Origin of the sequence: Micromonospora cynarisoli (assembly GCF_030518815.1) — a bacterium.
In the GTDB taxonomy this organism is placed as follows: domain Bacteria; phylum Actinomycetota; class Actinomycetes; order Mycobacteriales; family Micromonosporaceae; genus Micromonospora; species Micromonospora wenchangensis.
The window spans coordinates 1,615,143-1,636,002 of record NZ_CP130426.1; the positions used below are offsets into that span (position 1 = coordinate 1,615,143).

The window sequence follows — 20,860 nt, forward strand, 5'->3', positions numbered from 1 at the left end:
CATCCATGTAACACTGCCGTAACCATCCTGAGCGGCCCCGGCACGGCATCCACGATCACCGCTCCGACCAGCCATCGAGCAGCCGACATACGCCGAACAGGTGAGCGGTCACATCCGTTCGGCCGGGCCGCCCCTTGACAGGCCTCGACAGCGGTTCCAGACTTCGGGGCGACCGCGCGGCGGGCCCGGCGTCGGGCCGGACGGGCGACGACCGGTCCACCGGCGTCCTCGCGCCCACCTGCCGTGCCCGCGCGACGGACCACGGCCCTCGTCCGCCCGAGACGGACCACACGGCCTTCGTCGCCACCCGGAGGAGGCCGCGTGAGGATCGTCGACGCCCGGGTCATCGTGACCTGCCCGGGCCGCAACTTCGTCACCCTGAAGATCGTCACCGACGAGGGGGTCACCGGCGTCGGGGACGCCACCCTCAACGGCCGGGAACTCGCCGTCGCGTCCTACCTGCGCGACCACGTCGTGCCACTGCTGATCGGGCGCGACCCAGCCCGGATCGAGGACACCTGGCAGTACCTCTACCAGGGCGCCTACTGGCGGCGGGGGCCGGTGACGATGAGCGCGATCGCCGCCGTGGACACCGCGCTGTGGGACATCAAGGGCAAGGTCGCCGGCCTGCCGGTCTACCAGTTGCTCGGCGGCCGATCCCGCGACGGGGTCACCGTCTACGGGCACGCCAACGGCGAGACGGTCGAGGACGTGCTGGTCGAGGTCGCCCGCTACGTGGACCTCGGCTACCGGGCGATCCGGGTGCAGTGCGGCGTGCCCGGCCTGCCGAAGACCTACGGGGTCAGCGCCGACAAGCTGTTCTACGAGCCGGCCGACGCGGCCCTGCCCAGCGAGGCCACCTGGTCCACCGCGCGGTACCTGGCGCACGTCCCGACGGTCTTCGCCCGGGTACGCGACGAGTTCGGCCCCACCCTGCGGCTGCTGCACGACGTGCACCACCGGCTCAGCCCGATCGAGGCCGCCCGGCTCGGCCGCAGCCTGGAGCCGTACGCGCTGACCTGGATGGAGGACCCGGTCCCCGCCGAGCTGCCGGAGGGGTTCCGGCTGATCCGGCAGCACACCACCACCCCGGTCGCCGTCGGCGAGGTGTTCAACACCGTCTGGGACGCCGCCCAGCTCATCCGGGAACAGCTCATCGACTACATCCGCACCACGGTGGTGCACGCCGGTGGCATCACCCACCTGCGGCGCATCTTCGACCTGGCGGCGCTGCACCACGTGCGCAGCGGCTCGCACGGGGCCACCGACCTCTCCCCCGTCTGCATGGCCGCCGCCCTCCACCTCGACCTGGCCATCCCCAACTTCGGCCTACAGGAGTACATGCGGCACACCGACGCCACCGACGAGGTCTTCCCGCACGGCTACCACTACGCCGACGGCTACCTGCACCCGGCGGAGACCCCCGGCCTCGGGGTGGACATCGACGAACAGGCGGCGGCCCGCTACCCGTACGCCCCGGCGTACCTGCCGGTCAACCGGCTGGAGGACGGCACCGTCCACCCCTGGTGAGCCGGGGCGTCACCGGGCCGATGGTCAGCGCAGTTCCTTGACCCGGATCAGGTTGCCGGCCGGATCACGGAACGCGCAGTCGCGTACCCCGTACGGCTGGTCGACCGGCTCCTGGACGACCTCGACGGCACCTGCCTGCACCTTCTCGAAGGTGCCGTCGAGGTCGGGGGTGGCCAGCATGAGCCAGCCGTAGGTGCCCTTGGCCATCATCTCGGCGATGGTCCGGCGTTCCTCGTCGGTGACGCCCGGGTCGACCGCCGGCGGGGCCAGCAGGACCGACGTGCCGGGCTGGCCGGGCGGCCCGACGGTGATCCAGCGCATCTTCCCCGCTCCGACGTCGTTGCGGACCTCGAAGCCGAGGATGTCGCGGTAGAAGGTCAGGGAGGCGTCCGGGTCGTCGTGCGGCAGGACGCAGGTGTCGATGGTGAGATCCATGCCGATCACGCTAGGTGATGATCGGGGCGGGTGCTTCTCGATTCCTGACCGGCCGGGTCACCTGTCTGGTCAGGCATGGCGGCAACTCGGCCGCCCCCTGCGCCGCCAGCGCCCGGTAGCTGCTCGGTGGCATGCCGACCAGCTCGGCGAAGCGGGTGCTGAAGGTGCCCAGCGACGAGCAGCCGACCGCGAAGCAGACCTCGGTGACGCTGAGGTCGCCCCGGCGCAGCAGCGCCATCGCCCGCTCGATCCGCCTGGTCATCAGATACGAGTACGGTGACTCGCCGTAGGCGCGGCGGAACTGCCGGCTCAGGTGGCCTGCCGACATGTGCACGCCCCGGGCGAGCGCCTCGACGTCCAACGGTCGGGCGTACTCGCGGTCGATCCGGTCCCGCACCCGGCGCAGCCGGGCCAGGTCACGTAGCTGCTGGTCGGGGGCGGATCTGCTGGTCACCCCCGTGATCGTGCCACGTCCCGGCGGTCGGTCCCCGGCGGGTCGGTCCACGCCGGCAGCAGACGCGGCGGGTGGTCAGTGGATGCGGCGGCCCCGGGCGTCGGGCACCCCGGACTTGCGGAAGAAGTACGTGTTGACCTGGTCCCGCCACTCGGTCGCGCAGCGCAGCTGCTCGGCGAGGCGTTCGGTGACCCGGTCGTGCACCGCCGGGTCGATCGTCCCGGCCAGCCGGGCCCACCGCTCCCGCATCGCCTCCACCTCCTCCACCCCGGCGAAGTGGGTGTCGTAGATGTGCTGGATGACCGTGACGCCGCTGTGCAGCACGTGGGAGTACGGCACGTGGTGGAAGAAGAGCAGCAGCTCGTCCGGGCACCGCTCCAGCGACTCGTACACCTGCGACCAGGGCGGCGGGTACTGGCCGGCGAATCCGGTGCCGGTCGCCCGGGTCCGGTCCACCCCGACGCCGTCGCGGTCGGCGAAGTGGTAGGTGCCCCACCGGCTGTACTCGTAGCCGTCGACGCCGGGCCCGTAGTGGCCGGCCGGGTTCACCATAAAGCCGACACCCAGCGGGGCGGTGTACCGCTCGTAGGTGCGCCACGAGTCGTCCAGCACGGCGTGCAGCGTCTCACGGACCAGCGCCGGGTCACCGACCGTCGGGGCCGGGAAGGTCAGGTCGATCCACTCGTCGAGGAGCGCCGCCGGGTCGAGCTGCGGGTCCCAGGCCAGCCGGCCGAAGGCGTACAGGTTGGCCTGGGCCAGCGGATGCCCGCACCAGAACGGATCGTCGCCCACGTTGGCCACGGCCACCAGGTCGCCGCCCCGGCGCGGCCCCGGGCCGGGCACGTCGGCCAGCACGTCGGCGACACTGCGCTCGGCCGGCCCCCACGGCCGGAACGCGAGCACCTCGTGCCACCAGGGGGCGAGGTAGCAGGCGTGCCACTGCTGGCCGGTGTACTCCTGGGTCACCTGCAACTCCACCGCCAGCCGGGTGGCCGGCATCGCGGCGATCACCGGCGAGACCGGCTCGCGGGGCTGGAAGTCGACCGGGCCGAACTTCACCTGGAGGACGACGTTGTCGGCGAACCGCCCGTCCAGCGGGGCGAAGTGGTCGTACGCGGCGCGGGCCCGGTCGGTCGTCCGGTCCCGCCAGTCCTGCCGGTGGTCGTAGACGAACGCCCGCCAGTGCACCACTCCCCCGTGCGGGGCGAGCGCGCCGGCCAGCAGGTTCGCCCCGTCGGCGTGGTCGCGGCCGTAGCTGAACGGGCCGGGCTGGCCCTCCGAGTCGGCCTTCACCACGTACCCGCCGAAGTCGGGGATGCGCGCGTAGACCCGGCGGGTGGTGCTCTCCCACCAGTCGCGCACCTGCTCGTCGAGCGGGTCGGCGGTGGGCAGGCCGCCGAGGACGACGGGGGCGGCGAAGGTCACCGACAGGTGCACCCGCACGCCGTACGGACGCAGCAGGTCGGCGATCGCGGCCACGTCGTCGAGCCGGTCGGTGAGCAGCAGCGCCTCGGTCGGGCCGACGTTGACGTTGTTCACCGAGATCGCGTTGACCCCCGTGGAGGCGAGCAGCCGCCCGTACGCCCGCAGCCGGTCCCGGTCGCCGCGCGGCCGGCCGTCCCGCCAGAAGATCGACCCCCCGGCGTAGCCCCGCTCCACCTGCCCCATCACCGGGTGCACCGCCACGTTGTCCCAGTGGTCGAGCATCCGGCGGCGCAGCGCCGGCCGGTGGCTGCGCGCCGGCTGCTCCCCGGTGAACGCGGCCTCGCCGATACGGACCAGGTGGAACAGCCCGTAGAGCAGCCCGGCCGGCGCGTCGGCCAGCAGCACCGTGACCCCGTCGGAGCGGGCCAGTAGGAACCCCTCCTCGCCGAGCGGTCCGTCGTCGGGGGCCGCCGTCGCGCCGGCCGGCACCGGCCCGGGCGGCGGACCCCCGTCGCGCAGGGCGAGCACCAGGTCGACGGGCCCGGTCGTCGCTGCCCCGGCGGCGGTCCGCTCCGCCCGCCCGCCGTGCCGGGCGCAGGCGCGGGCCACCTCGTCGTGGACCGTGTCGACGAGCGGGCCGTCGCCGTGCACCAGCACCCGACGCGCGCCGAGCGCCCGGAACGCCTCCGGCGGCAGCCACGCCGGGTGCGGCGGCGGTTCCCCCGCCTCGGTGGCGGTGGCCGGGGCGGGGGCGGGGCTGGTCATCCGGTGAAGTCCTTCCGCACGAGATCGGTCATCGGGGTGGCGATCCGCAGGTATGCCAGGGCGAACGGGCCGGCCAGCAGCACCGGCAGCGCCTCGGAGACGAGCACGGTGAGCGCCCCGGCGGCGGCCAGCAGCAGGACCGTGCCGATGGTGACGGCGGGCGTGCGGACCAGGAAGTACAGCGCCAGCCGGAGCACGTCCCGGGTGCGGAAGGTGAACAACGAGGCGATCACCAGCGCGTTGCCGCCGACCAGGGTCGCCACGAGCCCGATCGCGAACAGCGGCACCGCCCAGCCGGCGGGGACGCCCGCGACGGACAGGTGGGTGAGGTTGACCGCGATGACGGTCAGCCAGAGCAGCAGCGGCACCCAGATCCGCAGCACCTGCGCGAGGTTGGCCCGGTAGCCCTGCCGGAACCGGGCGGCGGGCCGCAGGTCGGTCAGGTCGGGACGTTGGTGGTGCAGGGCGTACAGGGCGGCGGAGACGGCCGGGCCGACCGGGAGCAGGCAGAGCGCCACCAACGGCAGGTTGCTGGCGTCGCGGCCGAGCAGGAGCACCGGGACCAGCCCGGGGAGGGTGGTGAGGATCAGCAGGAACCCGACGACGAGCACGGTGTACACGGCGGCGGCGGCCCGGGACAAGGGGCCGTCGCCGACCTCCCGCCAGGTCGGCGCGCTCACGACCGTTCGTCCCGGTCGGCCGCCGGGGGGCCGCCGAGCAGCCGCGTCTCGTCCCACCACGGCGGGGTCTCGTCGCGGACCGCCACCAACTCGACGAGGGTGACCTCGTGCCGGGCCAGGTCGAGGTCGAGGTCGACCCGGCCGGCGGTGATCGGCAGGGCACGGTGGGAGCGGGCCGGCTCGGCGGCCTCCCGCAGGCTGTCGAGCTGCCCGGGGCGGGGGGACCGGGGGCGGCCCATCTCGCTCCAGGCCGTCCAGGCGTTGCCGGCGTCCTCGCTGACCGAGGAGCGGAGCAGGAAGGCCGAGGTGACCTCCCCGCCCGTCGTCGTGGCGGGAGCCACCGGCACCGACAGGGCCAGCCGATGCCGGTCGGGCACCGGATGGAGGCCGGTGACGTCCACCGGTGCCCACGCCAGGACGGCGACGCGTCCGTCGGGGTGCCGGGTGACCAGGTGGTCCGCGCCCCGCGCGAGCACGTCGCCGCCGAGCCGGGCCAGGAACGCGTACAGGTGGTAGGTGGGTTTCTTGATCTGGCGGTGGGTGAGCAGGCCGAACCCGCCGTGGAACAGCGCGGTCGGCACCCCCACCTCCTCGAACACGTCGCTGAACGTCCAGTACGAGAACGAGTCGACCAGGTCGCCGCCGGCCGCCAGCACCGGGGCGAGGTAGGCCGCGTGGAAGGCCGTGTCGTGGATCGGGTTGTCCGGCCGGTAGGAGGAGTTGAACTCGGTGATGTGCACCGGCAGGTCGGCCAGCGCGGTGCCGTACAGGTGCCGGCGCGGGGCGGCGAACTGTTCCAGCAGCGACGACGCCGGGGCCAGCGTCTGGTGGGTGCCGAACGGCACGTGTTGGGCGGGGCCGGAGGTGTAGGCGTGCCGGCTGACGAAGTCGACGGGCACGTCGTGCGTGGTGACGAAGTCGGCGAAGGGCTCCCACCAGTCGTCCGCGCCGGGCGAGATGGCCGGGCCGCCGACCTGCAACCCGGCGTCGACCTCCTTGACCGCGTGCGCGGTCACCTCGTAGAGGCGGTGGTAGGCGTTCCGGTCGGCGTCCTGCCAGAAGTCGGGCAGGTTCGGCTCGTTCCACACCTCGATCGGCCAGCCGCGCACCTCGTCGAGGCCGTACCGGTCGACCAGGTGGGCCACCGTGGCGCGGACCAGGTCGGCCCACTCCGACCAGCAGCGGGGCGGGGTGACGTTGCCCTGCCACCAGAACACGGTCTGCTCGCCGGAGGCCAGCGCCTCGGGCATGAAGCCCAACTCCACGAAGGGTCGGATGCCCAGGCCGAGGTAGGCGTCGACGACCTGGTCGACGTACGTGAAGGAGTGGTGCACCAGGCGTTCGCCGCCGTGCCGGTAGGGGCGGTGCACGCCGACGCCGTCGCTGAGCAGGCCGTGCCCCCGGATGTGCCGGAAACCGATGTCCTGCTGGATGAGGGCCAGCGAGTCCTGGTAGTCGCGGCGCAGGGCCAACTCGAACCGTCCGGTGCCGACGCACTGCCGCCAGGCGTCGGTGAGCCGCCCCACGGGTTGGGCGGGAACGGTGATCCGCATGGTGGTGTCCTCCGGTGCTCGCCGGTCCGGTGCCCGGCCCGACCGGAACCCGGTGAGGGGTTCCGGCCGGGCCGGGTCGGTCAGCCGTTGTCCTTCTCGAACCGTTCGTGCGCCTTGTTGACCAGGCCGATGTACTGCTCCGAGTTCTTGGCCTTCAGTTCGCCGACGTAGGCGTCCCACTCGGTGAGGGGCCGCTGGCCGAGGATGAACTTGAGCGTGTTCTGGATGACGTGGTCCTTCAGCGGGGTCTCCCACAGCGACGCCTGTTCCCGCTCCTCGTCGGTGAGCGGGGCCGGCGGGTCGACCGGCAGCGGCGTGCGGGCGTTCATCACCTTCTGGAACTCCATCTCCTCCGGGGAGAAGAACGACTGCACCAGGTCGAGCTTGCCGCCGTAGGCGAACACCCCGTTGCCGAAGCCGAAGTCCTTCTGCAGGTGCTTGCTGCCCTTGGGGTTGAGCCCGATCATGTCGACGTCGGGGGCGAGGCTGTACTTGCCGGCGGCGTCCTTGCTGTAGGTGGTGCCCTCGACGCCCCACTTGGCGAACTCCTGGCCGGCGTCGGAGTAGTACAGCCAGTCGACGAACTGCATCATCGCCACGAAGTTCTTGCTGTCCCGGGCCTTCTTGGAGATCATGACGCCGTTCTCCAGCCGGCTGGCCGGGTTGATCTCGCCGGCCGGGCCGACCAGCAGCGGGATCTTCGTCAGCTTGGCGTTCGGCAGGGTCTTGGCCAGGTCGGGGCGGTAGTCGTTGACCAGGGTCTGTGCGTTGCTGCCGATGACGAAGGACTTGCCGTTGGCGAGCTTCTGCCGGGCCTGCTCATCGGTCTGGGTGAAGCTCTCCGGGTCGAGCAGCTTCTCCGCCACCAGCTTGTTGAGGTACACGATCACCTGCTTGTACTGCTCGGTGGCGCCGGTGTAGACGAACTTCTTCGCCGCCGGGTCCCAGGTGGCGGGGTTCCAGCTCCAGCCGGTCCGGATGCCGTGCGCGGCGCCGACGATGCTCAGCAGTTCCCCGCCCGGGTTCGGCTTGCTCCACCGGTCCGAGTACGGGTACGAGTCGGGGTAGCGCGCCTTCATCGCCTTGAGCACGGTGTACAGCTCGTCCCAGGTCTTGGGGATCTGGAGGTTGAGCTGCTGGAGGATGTCGGTGCGCACCGCGATCGAGTACTCCGCCCACGGCTTCTCGTGCAGGCCGGGGAGCAGGTAGAACTTGCCGTCGGACTGTCGCAGCGTGTCGAACTCCGGTTGGAGGTTCCACTTGGCGATCTTGTCCTTGAGGTTGGGCATCAGGTCCAGGTAGTCGCTCACCGGGAGGATCGCGCCGGAGGAGACGAAGGCGTTCTCCTGCGGGTGGTAGGTCTTCGGGATGATCAGTGGGGCGTCACCGGCACCGATGAGCAGGCTGCGCTTCTGCTCGTAGTCGCTGAGCGGCACGGCCACCGGGGTGAGCTTGACGTTGGTCCGCTTGGTCAGCTCCGACCAGAACAGCCAGTCGTCCTTGAGCGGATAGTTGGGGTGGTTGTTGTAGAGGATGGGGAAGGAGAGCGGCTCGGTTGCCTTGAACTGCTTGTCGATCCCGTAGTCGGCCATCGCGCCGGCCCGGTTGCCGTCGAGGTCCTTGGCGTCCGGGGCATCGTCGGAGCAGGCCCCGACGAGGGTGAGGGTGAGCAGCCCGGCAGCGGCTATCGCCACGCGGCGCCACGTCCTGTGGAGCATGGCTCGTCCTTTCGATCAGGTGGTGTGGGGTGCAGTGGGTGGAGCGGTCGGCCGGGCTACCCCTTGACCGCGCCGAGCATCACGCCGGACACGAAGAACCGCTGGATGAAGGGGTAGACCGCGAGGATCGGCAGGGTGGTGAGCACGATGGTCACGGCCTGGATGGTGGCCGCCGCCTGCACCGCGTCGGACTCGGCGACGCCACCGGCGGACTGCGCCCCGGTCGCCCCCGCGATGAGGTTGCGCAGGTAGACCGTGACCGGAAGCAGATCCTGCCGGTCGAGGTAGAGGAAGGCGGTGAACCAGGAGTTCCAGAAGGACACCGCGTAGAACAGCACCATCGTGGCGATGATCGCCTTGGACAGCGGCAGCACGATCCGCAGCAGGGTGCCGTACGTGCTCAGCCCGTCGACGGCGGCGGCCTCCTCCAGCTCCACCGGCAGGCTCTCGAAGAACGCCTTCATCACCAGCAGGTTGAACACGTTGATCGCGTTGGGCAGGACCACCGCCCAGATGCTGTTCTTCATGCCCAGGCTGGTGATCAGCACGTAGTTGGGGATCAGCCCGCCGGAGAAGAACATGGTGAACACGGCGACCCCGACGAGCACCCCCCGCCCCTTGAGCTGGTGCTTGGACAACACGTACGCGTAGCAGGTGGTCAGCACGATCGAGATCGCGGTGGCGACGACGGTGTAGACCACGGTGTTGCGGTAGTTCGTCCAGAACATCGGGTCGGACATCACCAGCCGGTAGGCGGTGAGGTTGAAGCCCTGCGGGACGAGGTTGACCCTGCCGGCGATGATCGGCGCCTCGTCGCTGAGCGACCGGGCCACGATGTTGACGAACGGGTAGAGCGTCACGACCACCACGAGGGTCAGCACCACGGCGTTGACCGCCTGGAAGACCCGGTAGCCCCGGGTCGGGCGGATGCCCCGGCGGCGGGACGCGGGGCGGGCCGGCGGGGTCTTCGGGCCGGCCGTGCCGGGTGCCACGGTCACCACAGGCTCGTCCCCACGGTGCGGCGGGAGATGGTGTTGGCGCTCAGCACCAGGATCAACCCGATCACCGCCTCGAACAGGCCGATCGCGGCGGCGTAGCTGAAGTTGCTGGACTCGAAGCCCAGCCGGAACAGGTACGTGGAGATCACGTCGGCGGTCGGGTAGGTCAGCGGGTTGTACAGCAGCAGGATCTTCTCGAACCCGACCGCCATGAAGGTGCCGATGTTGAGGATCAGCAGCGTCACCATCGTCGGCCTGATCCCGGGCAGCGTGACGTGCCAGGTCTGCCGCCAGCGGTTGGCCCCGTCGATCCGGGCCGCCTCGTACAGGTTCTCGTCGATGGTGGTGAGCGCCGCCAGATAGAGGATGGTCCCCCAGCCGACGGTCTGCCAGACCTCCGAGGAGACGTAGACGGCGCGGAACCAGCCGGGCTGCTGCAGGAACGGCACGCCCTCCCCGCCGATCCCCCGGATCAGCTGGTTGACCGAGCCGTCCATCGACAGCAGCTGCATCACCATCGCCGCCACGATCACGATGGACAGGAAGTGCGGCAGGTAGGACACCGACTGGACGAACCGCTTGAGCCGGCGGGCCCGGACCTCGTTGAGCAGCAGCGCCAGCACGATCGGCAGCGGGAAGCAGAACAGCAGGGTCAGCGTGCCCAGCACCAGGGTGTTGGTGAACACCTGCCAGAAGGTCGGGTCGGCCAGGAACAGCCGGAAGTACCGCAGGCCCACCCAGTACTCGCCGAAGACGCTGCCGCCGGGGCTGAACCGGCGGAACGCGATCACGTTGCCGATCATCGGCAGGTAGCGGAAGACCAGGAAGAACAACAGCGGCAGGACGGCCAGCGAGTAGAGCTGCCAGTCCCGGCGCAGGGCCCGCCGCCAGGGGTGCCGGCGACGCCGGACCGGGGCGGGCGTCGCCGTGGCCGGTGGCGGCGGCCGTAGCGTTGGGGATGTCATCCTCGGCCTCCTATCCGGCCTGCGGGTCGGTGCCGGCGGGCTCGACCCGTACCGCCGTGAGCAGGTGTCGTCGCGCGCCGACCTGCCGTTCGGCACCGGTCAGGCGCAGCGGCAGGGTCGCCGCGGTGTCGCCGCTGGAGCGACCGAAGCGCAGTTCGACGTCGCCGGGTTCGACGATGCGTCGGCCGTCGCGCCCGGTGAACGAGGCGACGTCGGCGGGCACGGTGAAGCTGACGTGCGCCGCCGTGCCGGGGTCCAGCGGCACCCGGGCGTAGCCGACCAGCCGGACCACGGGTCGGGTCGTCTGGGCGACCGGGTCGTGCAGGTAGAGCTGGACCACCTCGGTGCCGGGCCGGTCGCCGGTGTTGCGCACGGTGATCCGTACCGTCGTCTCGCCGTCGACCGGCCAGGCCGGCGGTCCGCCGGTCTCCCCGACGCCCGAGGCCACCGGGTCGGACCAGGTGAAGGTGGTGTAGCCCAACCCGTGGCCGAACGGGTACGCCGGGGTGGGGTCGATCGAGGACACCTCGGAGCGGCGGCCCAGGGGTGGGGTCAGGTAGGTGCCGGGCAGGCCACCGGCGTCGCGCGGGACGCTGACCGGCAGCCGGCCGGACGGGTTCACCGCGCCGGTGAGCACCTCGGCGAGCGCCTGCCCGCCGCGCTGGCCGAGGAAGAACGCCTGGACGACGGCCGCGGCGCGCTCGTGGTAGGGGCCGAGCGCGTAGGGCCGGCCGGTCATCAGCACCAGCACCACCGGGGTGCCGGTGTCGAGCACGGCCCGGACCAGGTCGGCCTGGACGCCGGGCAGTCGCAGGTCGGGCGCGTCGCAGCCCTCGCCGGAGGTGCCCCGGCCGAACATGCCGGCGCGGTCGCCGACGGCGAGCACGCAGACGTCGGCCTGCGTCGCGGCGGTGACCGCGGCGGCGATGCCCGAGGTGTCGTCGCCGGTGATCGCGCAGCCCGGCTCGTGCACGAGGCCGGGAACCAACCTGGTGAGTTCGTCGCGCAGCGAGGGGATCTCCAGGCCCAGCCCGTGCTCGGGGTGGCGGACCCCGACGTGGTTGGGGAAGGAGTAGCAGCCGAGCAGGGCCATCGGGTCGTCGGCGACCGGGCCGACCAGGGCGACCCGCCGACCGGGGGCCAGTGGCAGCACGCCGTCGTTGCGCAGCAGCACCACCGACTCGCGGGCCAGCCGCAGGGCGACGTCCCGGCTGATCTCGTCGTCGAGCCGCAGGTTCGCCACGTCCTCGGGCAGTTCCTGCCAGCCCTCGTCGAGCAGTCCGAGCTCGATCTTCTGGATCAGCACCCGGCGCAGCGCCCGGTCGATCAGCGCCTCGTCGACCGCGCCGGAGCGCACGGCGGCCACCAGCGGTTCGCCGAACGCGTCCACGGTGGGCAGTTCCACGTCGATGCCGGCGTGCAGGGCGAGCCGGGCGGCGTCGGCGGCGTCGGCGGCCACCCCGTGCAGGGTCTCCAGGAAGCGCACCGCGAAGTAGTCGGCGACGACGGTGCCGGTGAAGCCCCACTCGTCGCGCAGCAGCCCGGTCAGCAGCCCCTCGTCGGCCGCGGCGGGCAGGCCGTCGATCTCGGCGTACGAGTTCATTACCGAGCGGGCCCCGCCGAGGCGCAGGGCCATCTCGAACGGCGGGAGGATGACGTCGGCGAGTTCCCGGGGGCCCATCGACACCGGGGCGAGGTTGCGCCCGCCCCGGGAGACGGAGTAGCCGGCGAAGTGTTTGAGGGTGGCGACGATGCCGGCGCGTTCCAGGCCCCGCACGTACGCCGCCCCGGTGGTCCCGACCAGGTACGGGTCCTCCCCGATGGTTTCCTCGGTACGCCCCCAGCGGTAGTCGCGGGTGACGTCGAGCACCGGGGCGAGTCCCTGGTGGACCCCGGCGGCCCGCATCGACTGGCCGATCCGGCCGGCCATCTCCTCGACCAGTTCCGGGTCGAAGGAGGCGCCCCAGCCCAGCGGGGTGGGGTAGACCGTGGCCCGCCAGGCGGCGAAGCCGGTGAGGCACTCCTCGTGCACCTGGGCCGGGATGCCGAACCGGCTCGTGGCGGCGATTTGCGCCTGGGAGGCGGCCAGCGAGCGGGCCCCGACCACCGGGTCGACGGGTGCGGTGCCGAACGGGCGGGTCAGCTGACCGAGCCCGTGCCGGATGATCGTGCTCCACGGTGGCGCGCCGTCGATCATGTCGGCCTGGTGCGGGGCGACCCCCTCGCCGGAGGCTTCCGCGCCGACCCAGACGCCGACGAGTTGGGCGATCTTCTCCTCCAGCGACATGAGCGGGACCAGTGCGTCGGCCCGTTGCGCGGGTGAGCGTCGGGGGTCCCGCCACGGTTGGGTTCCGCGGGGTGCCGGGCCGTCGTCGACGGGCACCTGACTTCTCATGCCACACCCCTCACCTTCGACACCTCCCCACCCGCGCCCGCCGGAACAGGCACGACGCGGCGGCAGGGGGTTCGAAAATTTCGTAAACAGCGCGTTACCTTTTTCGGGCAACTTAGGAGGCATTGCCGGCGCATGTCAAGGGTCTCAATTGGGATAAAAGACCGCACTATTCCCGGAAAGGACATTCACCCCCGTCAAAATCTTAGGCACTGTCGAATCCCGGTTTCGAACCGAACGTGCTAGAGTTCTCCGAAACTTTCGGACGTGCCTGGTGAGGCTTCGATGACCGCGTCCCGCCCGCTCACCCCACAGGCCTCGGCCACGATCGCCACCATCGCCGAGGAGGTCGGCGTCTCCGTGGCGACCGTCTCGAAGGTGCTCAACGGGCGGGCGGACGTCGCCGCCGAGACCCGGGCGCGGGTCGAGGAGAGCCTGGAGCGCCACCGGTACCGCCGCCGCATCCGCCGGCAGTCGCCCGGCATCGACCAGATCGACCTGGTCTTCCACGAGTTCAACTCCGGCTGGGCGATGGAGATCATGAGCGGGGTCGAGGCGGTGGCCTCCGCCGCCGGGCTGGGCATCGCCATCTCCCAACTCGACGGGGCGCACCGGCCCGCGCCCCGCCGACTGGACGCCCTGGTCGCCAGGCGTCCGCTGGGCCTGCTCTTCGTGCTCTGCCACCCCACCCCGCCGCAGCAGCTCATGCTGGCCGAACACCGCATCCCGTTCGTGGTCGTCGACACCGACAGCGCCACCTCGGCGTCGGTGCCGACGGTCGGCTCCAACAACTGGAACGGCGGCCTGCTGGCCACCCGGCACCTGCTGGAGCTGGGGCACCGCCGGATCGCCGTCATCTCCGGGCCCCGCGACGTGCTGTGCAGCCAGGCCCGCGCCGCCGGCTTCCGCTCCGCCCACGACGAGATCGGCCTGCCCGTGGACGCCGACCTGGTGCGCTACGGCAGCTTCTACGTCGACGGCGGGCACGCCCACGGAGTGGAGCTGCTCGCCGGGCCCGACCGGCCGACCGCGATCTTCGCCGGCTCCGACCTGCAGGCCATCGGCGTGCTCCGGGCCGCCCGCCGGCTCGGCCTGCGGGTCCCCGACGACCTCTCGGTGATCGGGTACGACGACCTGCCGGTCGCCGGCTGGACCGACCCGCCACTGACCACCGTGCACCAGCCCCTGCGGGACATGGCCGGCACCGCCACCCAGATGCTGCTGGAACTGGCCCGGGGCGCGACGGTGGCGACCAGCCGGATCGACCTGGTGACCGAACTGGTCGTCCGGGAGAGCACCGCCCCACCCGCCACCACCCGTCCCTGAGCACCCGAGGAACCCATGACATCCAGCGAAGACCTGCGGCGGTACGCGCCGACAGTCGTCGAACCGGCCGACTTCGACCAGTTCTGGCGGGACACGCTCGGCGCGGCGCGTGACCGGCCGGTGCTGGTGGACGTCCGCCCACACCGGACCGACCTGCGACTGGTCGACACCTGGGACGTCACCTTCGCCGGTTTCGCCGGCGACCCGGTGCGGGCCTGGTACACCCGCCCGGCCGGGGTGGACACCGCGCTGCCCGCCGTGGTCGAGTACGCCGGCTACGGACGCGGCCGGGGCCTGCCGCACGAGCGGCTCACCTGGCCGGTGGCCGGGTACGCGCACCTGCTGATGGACAACCGGGGCCAGTCCGGGCTGCACGGCGCGGGCGACACCCCCGACCCGCACGGCGCGCCAGGCGGCCCGTGGCCCGCCACCTGGGGCATCCTCGCCCCGCACGACTACCACTACCGCCGGTTGATCACCGACGCGGTCCGCGCGGTCGACGCCGTCCGCGCCCTGCCCGGGGTGGACCCGGCCCGGGTGGCCGCCGTCGGCAACAGCCAGGGCGGCGGGCTCGCCCTGGCCGTCGCCGGCCTGTGCGACGACCTCGCGGCGCTGCTGAGCACCGCGCCGTTCCTCTGTGACGTCCAGCGTGGGATCGAGCTGACCGACGCCGCCCCGTACGGCGAGATCGCCAGGTACCTGGCGGTGCACCGGCAGGTCGAGGAGGCCGTCCGGCACACGCTGTCCTATGTCGACGGGGTGACCTTCGCCCGGCGGGCCACCGCACCCGCGCACTTCGGCATCGGCCTGCGCGACGACGTCTGCCCGCCGAGCACCGGCTTCGCCGCCCACAACCAGTACGGCGCGGCCAACGGCCGGCCCGGAACTCCCCAGGTCACGCTGCACACCTACCCGTTCAACGGGCACGAGGGCGGCGAGGCGTGGCAGGTCGAGCGGCAACTGCGCTGGCTCGACCCGCTGCTGCGCCCGGCCACCGACCACCTGGCGCGGTGACCACCCGGCGGTGACCGGCCTGCCGGCGACGGGGACACCGGACCGCCCGACGGGCGGGACGCCGCCCGTCGGGTGGGCGGTCCGCTCCACCCGGTGTCGTCGGGGAGCCGGCGGGTAGGTCACCCGGGCATCGTCGCGCACCGATCTGTTGCCGATGTTAGCGATAACACGATATGGTGCATCGCGGCGGGAGCGCAGGGCACGCTCCGGCCGTGGTCACCGGTTCGTCCACCCGCGGGGTCAGTCCACCTGCGGGGTTCGGTGGCCACCGGCACACACGGCGTCCATCGCCGGTGACGCGGTCCGGGTTCCCGGTCGACGCGCGTGGCGCACCTCCGCCCGTCAGCTCCAGGGGAATCCGCCGGGGACACGGCGGTCGGTCCGTGCGCGCGGCGACGTCCGGGCCCGTGCCGGCACACCCCCTTGTCCACGAGCCGGACGAGACGGCGACATCCCCGGGACGGTCGCCGTGCTGCACGTCCGCACCGCGCTCCGCGCGCCACCCCCAGGGAGTTTCCATGAGCGGCACGAGCTGCCCGAACGCCGGGCCACCCCCGTCCGACCGCCCCCACCCCGTCCGCACTCCACGCGCCGGCCGACGCCGGCCCACCATGCGGCGCGGCCTGCGCCTGCTGGGCCTGGCCACCGCCGCGCTGGTGGCCCTGGTCGCCACCGGGTCGGTGGTGACCGCACCCGCCAGCGCCGAGTCCAACGGCGGGGTACGGGTGATGCCCCTCGGCGACTCGATTACCGACGGCTTCAACGTCCCCGGCGGCTACCGCATCGAGCTGTGGCAGCGGATGGTCGCCGACGGCTACCGGGTCGACTTCGTCGGCTCCATGTTCAACGGACCGTCCAACCTGGGCGACCACGACCACGAGGGCCACTCCGGCTGGACCATCGCCCAGATCGACGCCAACGTGGTGAACTGGCTGCGCACCACCACCCCGCGCACGGTGCTGCTGCACATCGGCACCAACGACATGTATAACGCCTCCGGCGCGCCGACCCGGCTCTCCACCCTGATCGACAAGATCACCAGCACCGCGCCGAACGCGGACGTCTTCGTCGCCACGATCATCCCGCGCAACGGCACCGAGTCGGCGGTCCGCACGTTCAACGCGGCGATCCCCGGGATCGTGCAGAGCAAGGTCAACGCCGGCAAGCGGGTGCACCTGGTGGACATGTTCAGCGCGGTCGGCACGGCCGACCTGGCCGACGGCATCCACCCGAACGCCACCGGCTACCGCAAGATGGCCACCACCTGGTACAACGCCCTGCGGGCGGTGCCCGGCAGCCTCGGCGGCAACACGCCGACCACCCCGCCGACCACCGCCCCGCCGACCACGCCGCCGCCCACCACCCCGCCGACCACCACGCCACCGCCGACCACGCCCCCGCCCACCACGCCGCCGCCGGCGGCGGGCTGCCGGGTCGCGTACACGGTCAACGCCTGGAACTCCGGCCTGACCGCCTCGATCAGCATCACCAACACCAGCAGCACGGCGGTCGACGGGTGGGCGCTGGCGTTCACCCTGCCCGGCGGGCAGACCATCACCGGCAGTTGGAACGCCACCTACACGCCGACCAGCGGGGCGGTCACCGCCCGCAACGTCTCCTACAACGGCACCATCGCGCCGAACACCTCGGTCGACGTCGGCTTCCAGGCCGAGCACACCGGCAACGCGGCCAAGCCGACCGCGTTCACGCTCAACGGCACCGCCTGCTCGGTCGCCTGATCCACCCGTCCGGCACCGGTGTGCGCACCGGTGCCGGACGTCGTCCCACCACCGACTCCCACCACCCCCAGTAGGAGTAGCGAATGCGACTCACCAGAACGTTGCCGGGCCGGGTGTTCCTGGCCGCCGGCCTGATCGCCGCCGCAACGGCGGTCGCCCTACCTGCCGAGGCCGCGGCTGCCGGCTGCGCGGTCGACTACACGGTCTCGTCCGAGTGGGGCGGCGGCTTCGGCGCGAACGTCGCCGTCACCAACCTGGGCGACCCGATCGACGGCTGGACCCTGACCTGGTCGTACGGGGCCGGGCAGCAGGTCACCCAGGCGTGGAACGCCACCGTCACCCAGTCCGGTGCGCAGGTCACCGCCCGCAACGTCAGCTACAACGCCACGATCGGCACCGGCGCCACCGTGTCGTTCGGCTTCAACGGCTCGTGGAACGGCAGCAACCCGAAGCCGACGAGCTTCACCCTCAACGGCACCACCTGCACCGGCGGCACGACCACCCCGCCGCCCACCACACCCCCACCCACCACACCCCCACCGACCACGCCGCCGCCCACCACACCCCCACCGACCACGCCGCCGCCGACCACCCCGCCGCCCACGACGGGCCCGTGGCCGCCGTCGTCCACCTTCAGCAACCCGGTGATCTGGCAGGACTTCGCCGACATCGACATCCTGCGGGTCGACGACACCTACTACTACTCGGCGTCGACCATGCACTACTCCCCCGGTGCCCCGGTGCTGCGCTCCTACGACCTGGTCAACTGGGAGTTCGCCGGTCACTCGGTGCCCAAGCTTGACTTCGGCCAGAAGTACGACATGTCCGGCGGCCGGGCGTACGTCGACGGGATCTGGGCGTCGTTCCTGGGCTACCGCAAGAGCAACAAGACGTTCTACTGGGGCGGTTGCGTCGACTTCAGCAAGACCTACATCTACACCGCGCCGTCGGCCGAGGGGCCGTGGACCCGGCACACCACCCTCAACAGCTGCTACTACGACGCGGGTCTGCTCGTCGACGACAACGACACCATGTACGTGGCGTACGGCAACACGAACATCAGCGTCGCCCAGCTCTCCGCCGACGGGAAGACCCAGGTCCGCTCGCAGCAGGTGTTCACCACCCCGTCGAGCGTGGGCACCCTGGAGGGGGCCCGGTTCTACAAGCGCAACGGCAGCTACTACATCTTCCTCACCCGGCCGGCCAACGGTCAGTACATCCTCAAGGCGTCCAGCCCGTTCGGGCCGTACACCATGCAGCAGGTGCTGCTGAACCTGCCCGGGCCGATCTCCGGCGGCGGCGTGCCGCACCAGGGTGGCCTGGTGCAGACGCAGAACGGCGACTGGTACTACATGGGCTTCCAGGACGCCTACCCCGGCGGCCGGGTGCCGGTGCTCGCCCCGGTCACCTGGAACTCCAGCGGCTGGCCGGTGATCCAACTGGTCAACAACGCCTGGGGCGGCTCGTACCCGTACCCGAACGTGCCCCGGCCGCCACGCCAGGTCAAACCCATGATCGGCACCGACACCTTCGCCGGCACCACCCTCGGCCCGCAGTACGAGTGGAACCACAACCCGGACAACTCGAAGTGGTCGGTCAACAACGGGCTGCGGCTACAGACCGCGACCGTCACCAACGACCTCTACTCCGCGCGCAACACGCTGACCCACCGCATCCAGGGACCCCGGTCCACCGCCACCATCGAACTCGACTACTCCACCATGCGCGACGGTGACCGCAGCGGCCTGGCGATGCTGCGCGACCAGTCGGCCTGGATCGGCGTGCGGCGGGACAACGGCGCGACCCGGGTCGCCGTGGTCAACAACCTGACCATGGACAGCAACTGGAACACCACCAGCACCGGCACCGAGGTCGCCGGGGCCGGCATCTCCGGCGGGAAGATCTGGCTACGGATCAACGCCGACATCAGTCCCGGCTCGGGCCGGCAGGCCCGCTTCTCGTACAGCACCGACGGGGTCACCTTCACCTCGCTCGGCCCCGCGTTCACCCTCAACAACGCCTGGCAGTTCTTCATGGGCTACCGGTTCGCCATGTTCAACTACGCCACCAGTTCCCTCGGCGGCGCGGTGACCGTCCGGAAGTTCGACCTGGCCAAGTCGTAGGACCCGTCCCTCCTCGCCGGCCGACCACCCCCGTGGTCGGCCGGCGAGGCGTATCCGCCACCCCCGACAGGAGCACCGCCATGTCCGCCTCACCCGACCCCCGGTCGGCGGTCCCGCCCGCCACCGCACCCCGCACCGCCCCGCCGCCCGGCCGCCGCAGCCGCCGGACCCGGACGGCGGCGCTGCTCGTGCTGGCCCTGCTGGCCAGCCTGCTGACCGCCACGACCCCGGCCGGGGCGACCCCCGCCGTACGGGCCAGCAACCCGCTGGTCGCGCAGCGCGCCGACCCGCACATCGTCAGGCACACCGACGGCTACTACTACATGACCGCCACCGCCCCGGAGTACGACCGGATCGTGCTGCGCCGGGCCACCACCCTCCAGGGCCTGTCCACCGCCCCGGAGACCGTCATCTGGCGGCGGCACACCAGCGGCATCATGGGCGCGCACATCTGGGCCCCGGAGATCCACTTCATCGACGGCCGCTGGTACGTCTACTTCGCCGCCGGCGCCACCGACAACGTCTGGGCGATCCGGATGTACGTCCTGGAGGGCACCGGGGCGAACCCGCTGACCGCGAGCTGGGCCGAGAAGGGGCAGATCCGCACCCCCTGGGAGACCTTCGCGCTGGACGCGTCGACGTTCGTCAGCAACGGGGTGCGCTACCTGATCTGGGCCCAGGCCGAGCCGGGCATCGCCACCAACTCCAACCTCTACATCGCCCGGATGGCCAACCCGTGGACGCTCAGCGGCACCCCCACCCGGATCGCCGTTCCCACCCTGGACTGGGAGATGCGCGGCGGGGTGAAGGTCAACGAGGGGCCGACCGTGCTGCAACGCAACGGCCGGATCTTCCTCACCTACTCGGCCAGCGCCACCGACGCCAACTACTGCCTCGGGATGCTGACCGCCTCGGCGGGCAGCGACCTGCTCCGGGCCTCGTCCTGGGTGAAGTCGCCGCAGCCGGTCTTCACCAGCAACGCCGCGACCGGCCAGTGGGGGCCGGGACACAACTCGTTCACCGTCTCCGAGGACGGGCAGAGCGAAATCCTCGTCTACCACGACCGCAACTACCGGGACATCAGCGGTGACCCGCTGCGCGACCCCAACCGGCGCACCCGCATCCAGAAGGTCTACTGGAACGCCGACGGCACCCCGAACCTCGGCATCCCGGTGCCCGACGGGGCCACCCCGGTCCGGCTGCGGTCGGACAACCTGCCCGACCGGTTCGTCCGCCACTGGGAGTACCGGGCCCGGCTGGAGGCGAACGTGACCAACCTGGCCGACTCGCAGTTCCGCCTGGTGCCCGGCCTGGCCGGTGGCAACACGGTGTCCCTGGAGTCCACCAACTTCCCGGGCTACTACCTGCGGCACCGCAACTGGGAGGTGTGGGTCGAGCGGGACGACGCGTCGTCGACGTACCGGGCCGACGCCAGCTTCGTGCAGCGGCCCGGCCTGTCCAACGCCGCCGGGGTGTCGTACGAGGCCGTCAACTATCCCGGCCAGTACCTGCGGCACAGCAACGGCCTGCTCTACCTGCGGACCGTCACCGACGCCACCGGCAACGCCGAGGCCACCTTCGTGCTGGAGTGACCGCCTCCCGCCGGGCCGCCCCGTCCGGGCGGCCCGGCGGGGACCGCCCGAGGTGGACGGACCGGCGGGCCCGGCGGGCAGGGACGTCCGGGTGGCGGCCCCGCTTTGCGCGGGTGATCGTTCAGGGACGGAGCGCTACCCGGTCATCGCC

Annotated in this window: 15 protein-coding genes; 6 read left to right on the plus strand and 9 right to left on the minus strand. The window is 71.8% G+C overall.

The genetic code is table 11. The features are described 5' to 3' along the window. The first annotated feature begins 321 nt into the window (after positions 1 to 321). The gene (gene manD / locus Q2K16_RS06800) at positions 322 to 1,530 is read left to right on the plus strand and encodes a D-mannonate dehydratase ManD (protein ID WP_302744199.1); all 1,209 of its coding nucleotides are present in this window, start codon (positions 322 to 324) and stop codon (positions 1,528 to 1,530) included. Between the two features lie 24 nt (positions 1,531 to 1,554). Here manD and Q2K16_RS06805 read toward each other — a convergent pair whose 3' ends face one another. The 9 genes from Q2K16_RS06805 to Q2K16_RS06845 form a co-directional block, all read right to left on the minus strand. Then, positions 1,555 to 1,965, minus strand: a complete 411-nt coding sequence (locus Q2K16_RS06805; protein ID WP_302744200.1) for a VOC family protein — start codon at positions 1,963 to 1,965, stop codon at positions 1,555 to 1,557. A 10-nt stretch (positions 1,966 to 1,975) separates the two neighbouring features. Beyond that, positions 1,976 to 2,419 carry a helix-turn-helix transcriptional regulator gene (locus Q2K16_RS06810; RefSeq protein ID WP_302744202.1) on the minus strand — a complete coding sequence of 148 codons (444 nt, stop codon included), beginning with the start codon at positions 2,417 to 2,419 and terminating at the stop codon, positions 1,976 to 1,978. Positions 2,420 to 2,494: 75 nt separating this feature from the next. Continuing rightward, positions 2,495 to 4,609: an alpha-glucuronidase gene (locus Q2K16_RS06815; protein WP_302744203.1), complete on the minus strand. Its 2,115-nt coding sequence runs from the start codon at positions 4,607 to 4,609 to the stop codon at positions 2,495 to 2,497. Continuing rightward, positions 4,606 to 5,289 (minus strand): DUF624 domain-containing protein, encoded by a 684-nt coding sequence (locus Q2K16_RS06820; protein ID WP_302744204.1) that lies wholly within the window; start codon positions 5,287 to 5,289, stop codon positions 4,606 to 4,608. Before Q2K16_RS06820 ends, Q2K16_RS06815 begins: the two co-directional genes overlap by 4 nt. After that, the gene (locus Q2K16_RS06825; protein ID WP_302744205.1) at positions 5,286 to 6,842 is read right to left on the minus strand and encodes a GH39 family glycosyl hydrolase; all 1,557 of its coding nucleotides are present in this window, start codon (positions 6,840 to 6,842) and stop codon (positions 5,286 to 5,288) included. The genes Q2K16_RS06820 and Q2K16_RS06825 overlap by 4 nt, the downstream gene beginning before the upstream one ends. A gap of 80 nt (positions 6,843 to 6,922) precedes the next feature. Further along, positions 6,923 to 8,560: an ABC transporter substrate-binding protein gene (locus Q2K16_RS06830; RefSeq protein WP_302744207.1), complete on the minus strand. Its 1,638-nt coding sequence runs from the start codon at positions 8,558 to 8,560 to the stop codon at positions 6,923 to 6,925. 56 nt (positions 8,561 to 8,616) lie between these two features. Continuing rightward, a complete protein-coding gene (locus tag Q2K16_RS06835; RefSeq protein WP_302744208.1) occupies positions 8,617 to 9,558 on the minus strand; it encodes a carbohydrate ABC transporter permease in 942 nt (313 codons plus the stop codon). Continuing rightward, the gene (locus Q2K16_RS06840; protein ID WP_302744209.1) at positions 9,555 to 10,523 is read right to left on the minus strand and encodes an ABC transporter permease; all 969 of its coding nucleotides are present in this window, start codon (positions 10,521 to 10,523) and stop codon (positions 9,555 to 9,557) included. The genes Q2K16_RS06835 and Q2K16_RS06840 overlap by 4 nt, the downstream gene beginning before the upstream one ends. Before the next feature lie 10 nt (positions 10,524 to 10,533). Then, positions 10,534 to 12,918, minus strand: a complete 2,385-nt coding sequence (locus Q2K16_RS06845) for a beta-xylosidase/alpha-l-arabinosidase (RefSeq protein WP_302744211.1) — start codon at positions 12,916 to 12,918, stop codon at positions 10,534 to 10,536. Positions 12,919 to 13,200: 282 nt separating this feature from the next. On the opposite strand from Q2K16_RS06845, the gene Q2K16_RS06850 reads away from it, so the two are divergent. From Q2K16_RS06850 to Q2K16_RS06870, 5 genes are all read left to right on the plus strand, one after another. After that, positions 13,201 to 14,241: a LacI family DNA-binding transcriptional regulator gene (locus Q2K16_RS06850; protein WP_302744212.1), complete on the plus strand. Its 1,041-nt coding sequence runs from the start codon at positions 13,201 to 13,203 to the stop codon at positions 14,239 to 14,241. A gap of 15 nt (positions 14,242 to 14,256) precedes the next feature. Further along, entirely contained in the window at positions 14,257 to 15,255 is a 999-nt protein-coding gene (locus tag Q2K16_RS06855) for an acetylxylan esterase (RefSeq protein ID WP_302744213.1), read from the plus strand. Between the two features lie 611 nt (positions 15,256 to 15,866). Continuing rightward, positions 15,867 to 16,994: a cellulose binding domain-containing protein gene (locus Q2K16_RS06860; protein ID WP_302746394.1), complete on the plus strand. Its 1,128-nt coding sequence runs from the start codon at positions 15,867 to 15,869 to the stop codon at positions 16,992 to 16,994. 83 nt (positions 16,995 to 17,077) lie between these two features. Continuing rightward, complete coding sequence (locus Q2K16_RS06865) at positions 17,078 to 19,117, plus strand: family 43 glycosylhydrolase (RefSeq protein WP_302744214.1); 2,040 nt, start codon at positions 17,078 to 17,080, stop codon at positions 19,115 to 19,117. An 80-nt stretch (positions 19,118 to 19,197) separates the two neighbouring features. Next, on the plus strand, positions 19,198 to 20,709 hold the full coding sequence (locus Q2K16_RS06870; RefSeq protein ID WP_302744215.1) for a family 43 glycosylhydrolase: 1,512 nt from the start codon (positions 19,198 to 19,200) through the stop codon (positions 20,707 to 20,709). Positions 20,710 to 20,860: the final 151 nt, after the last annotated feature.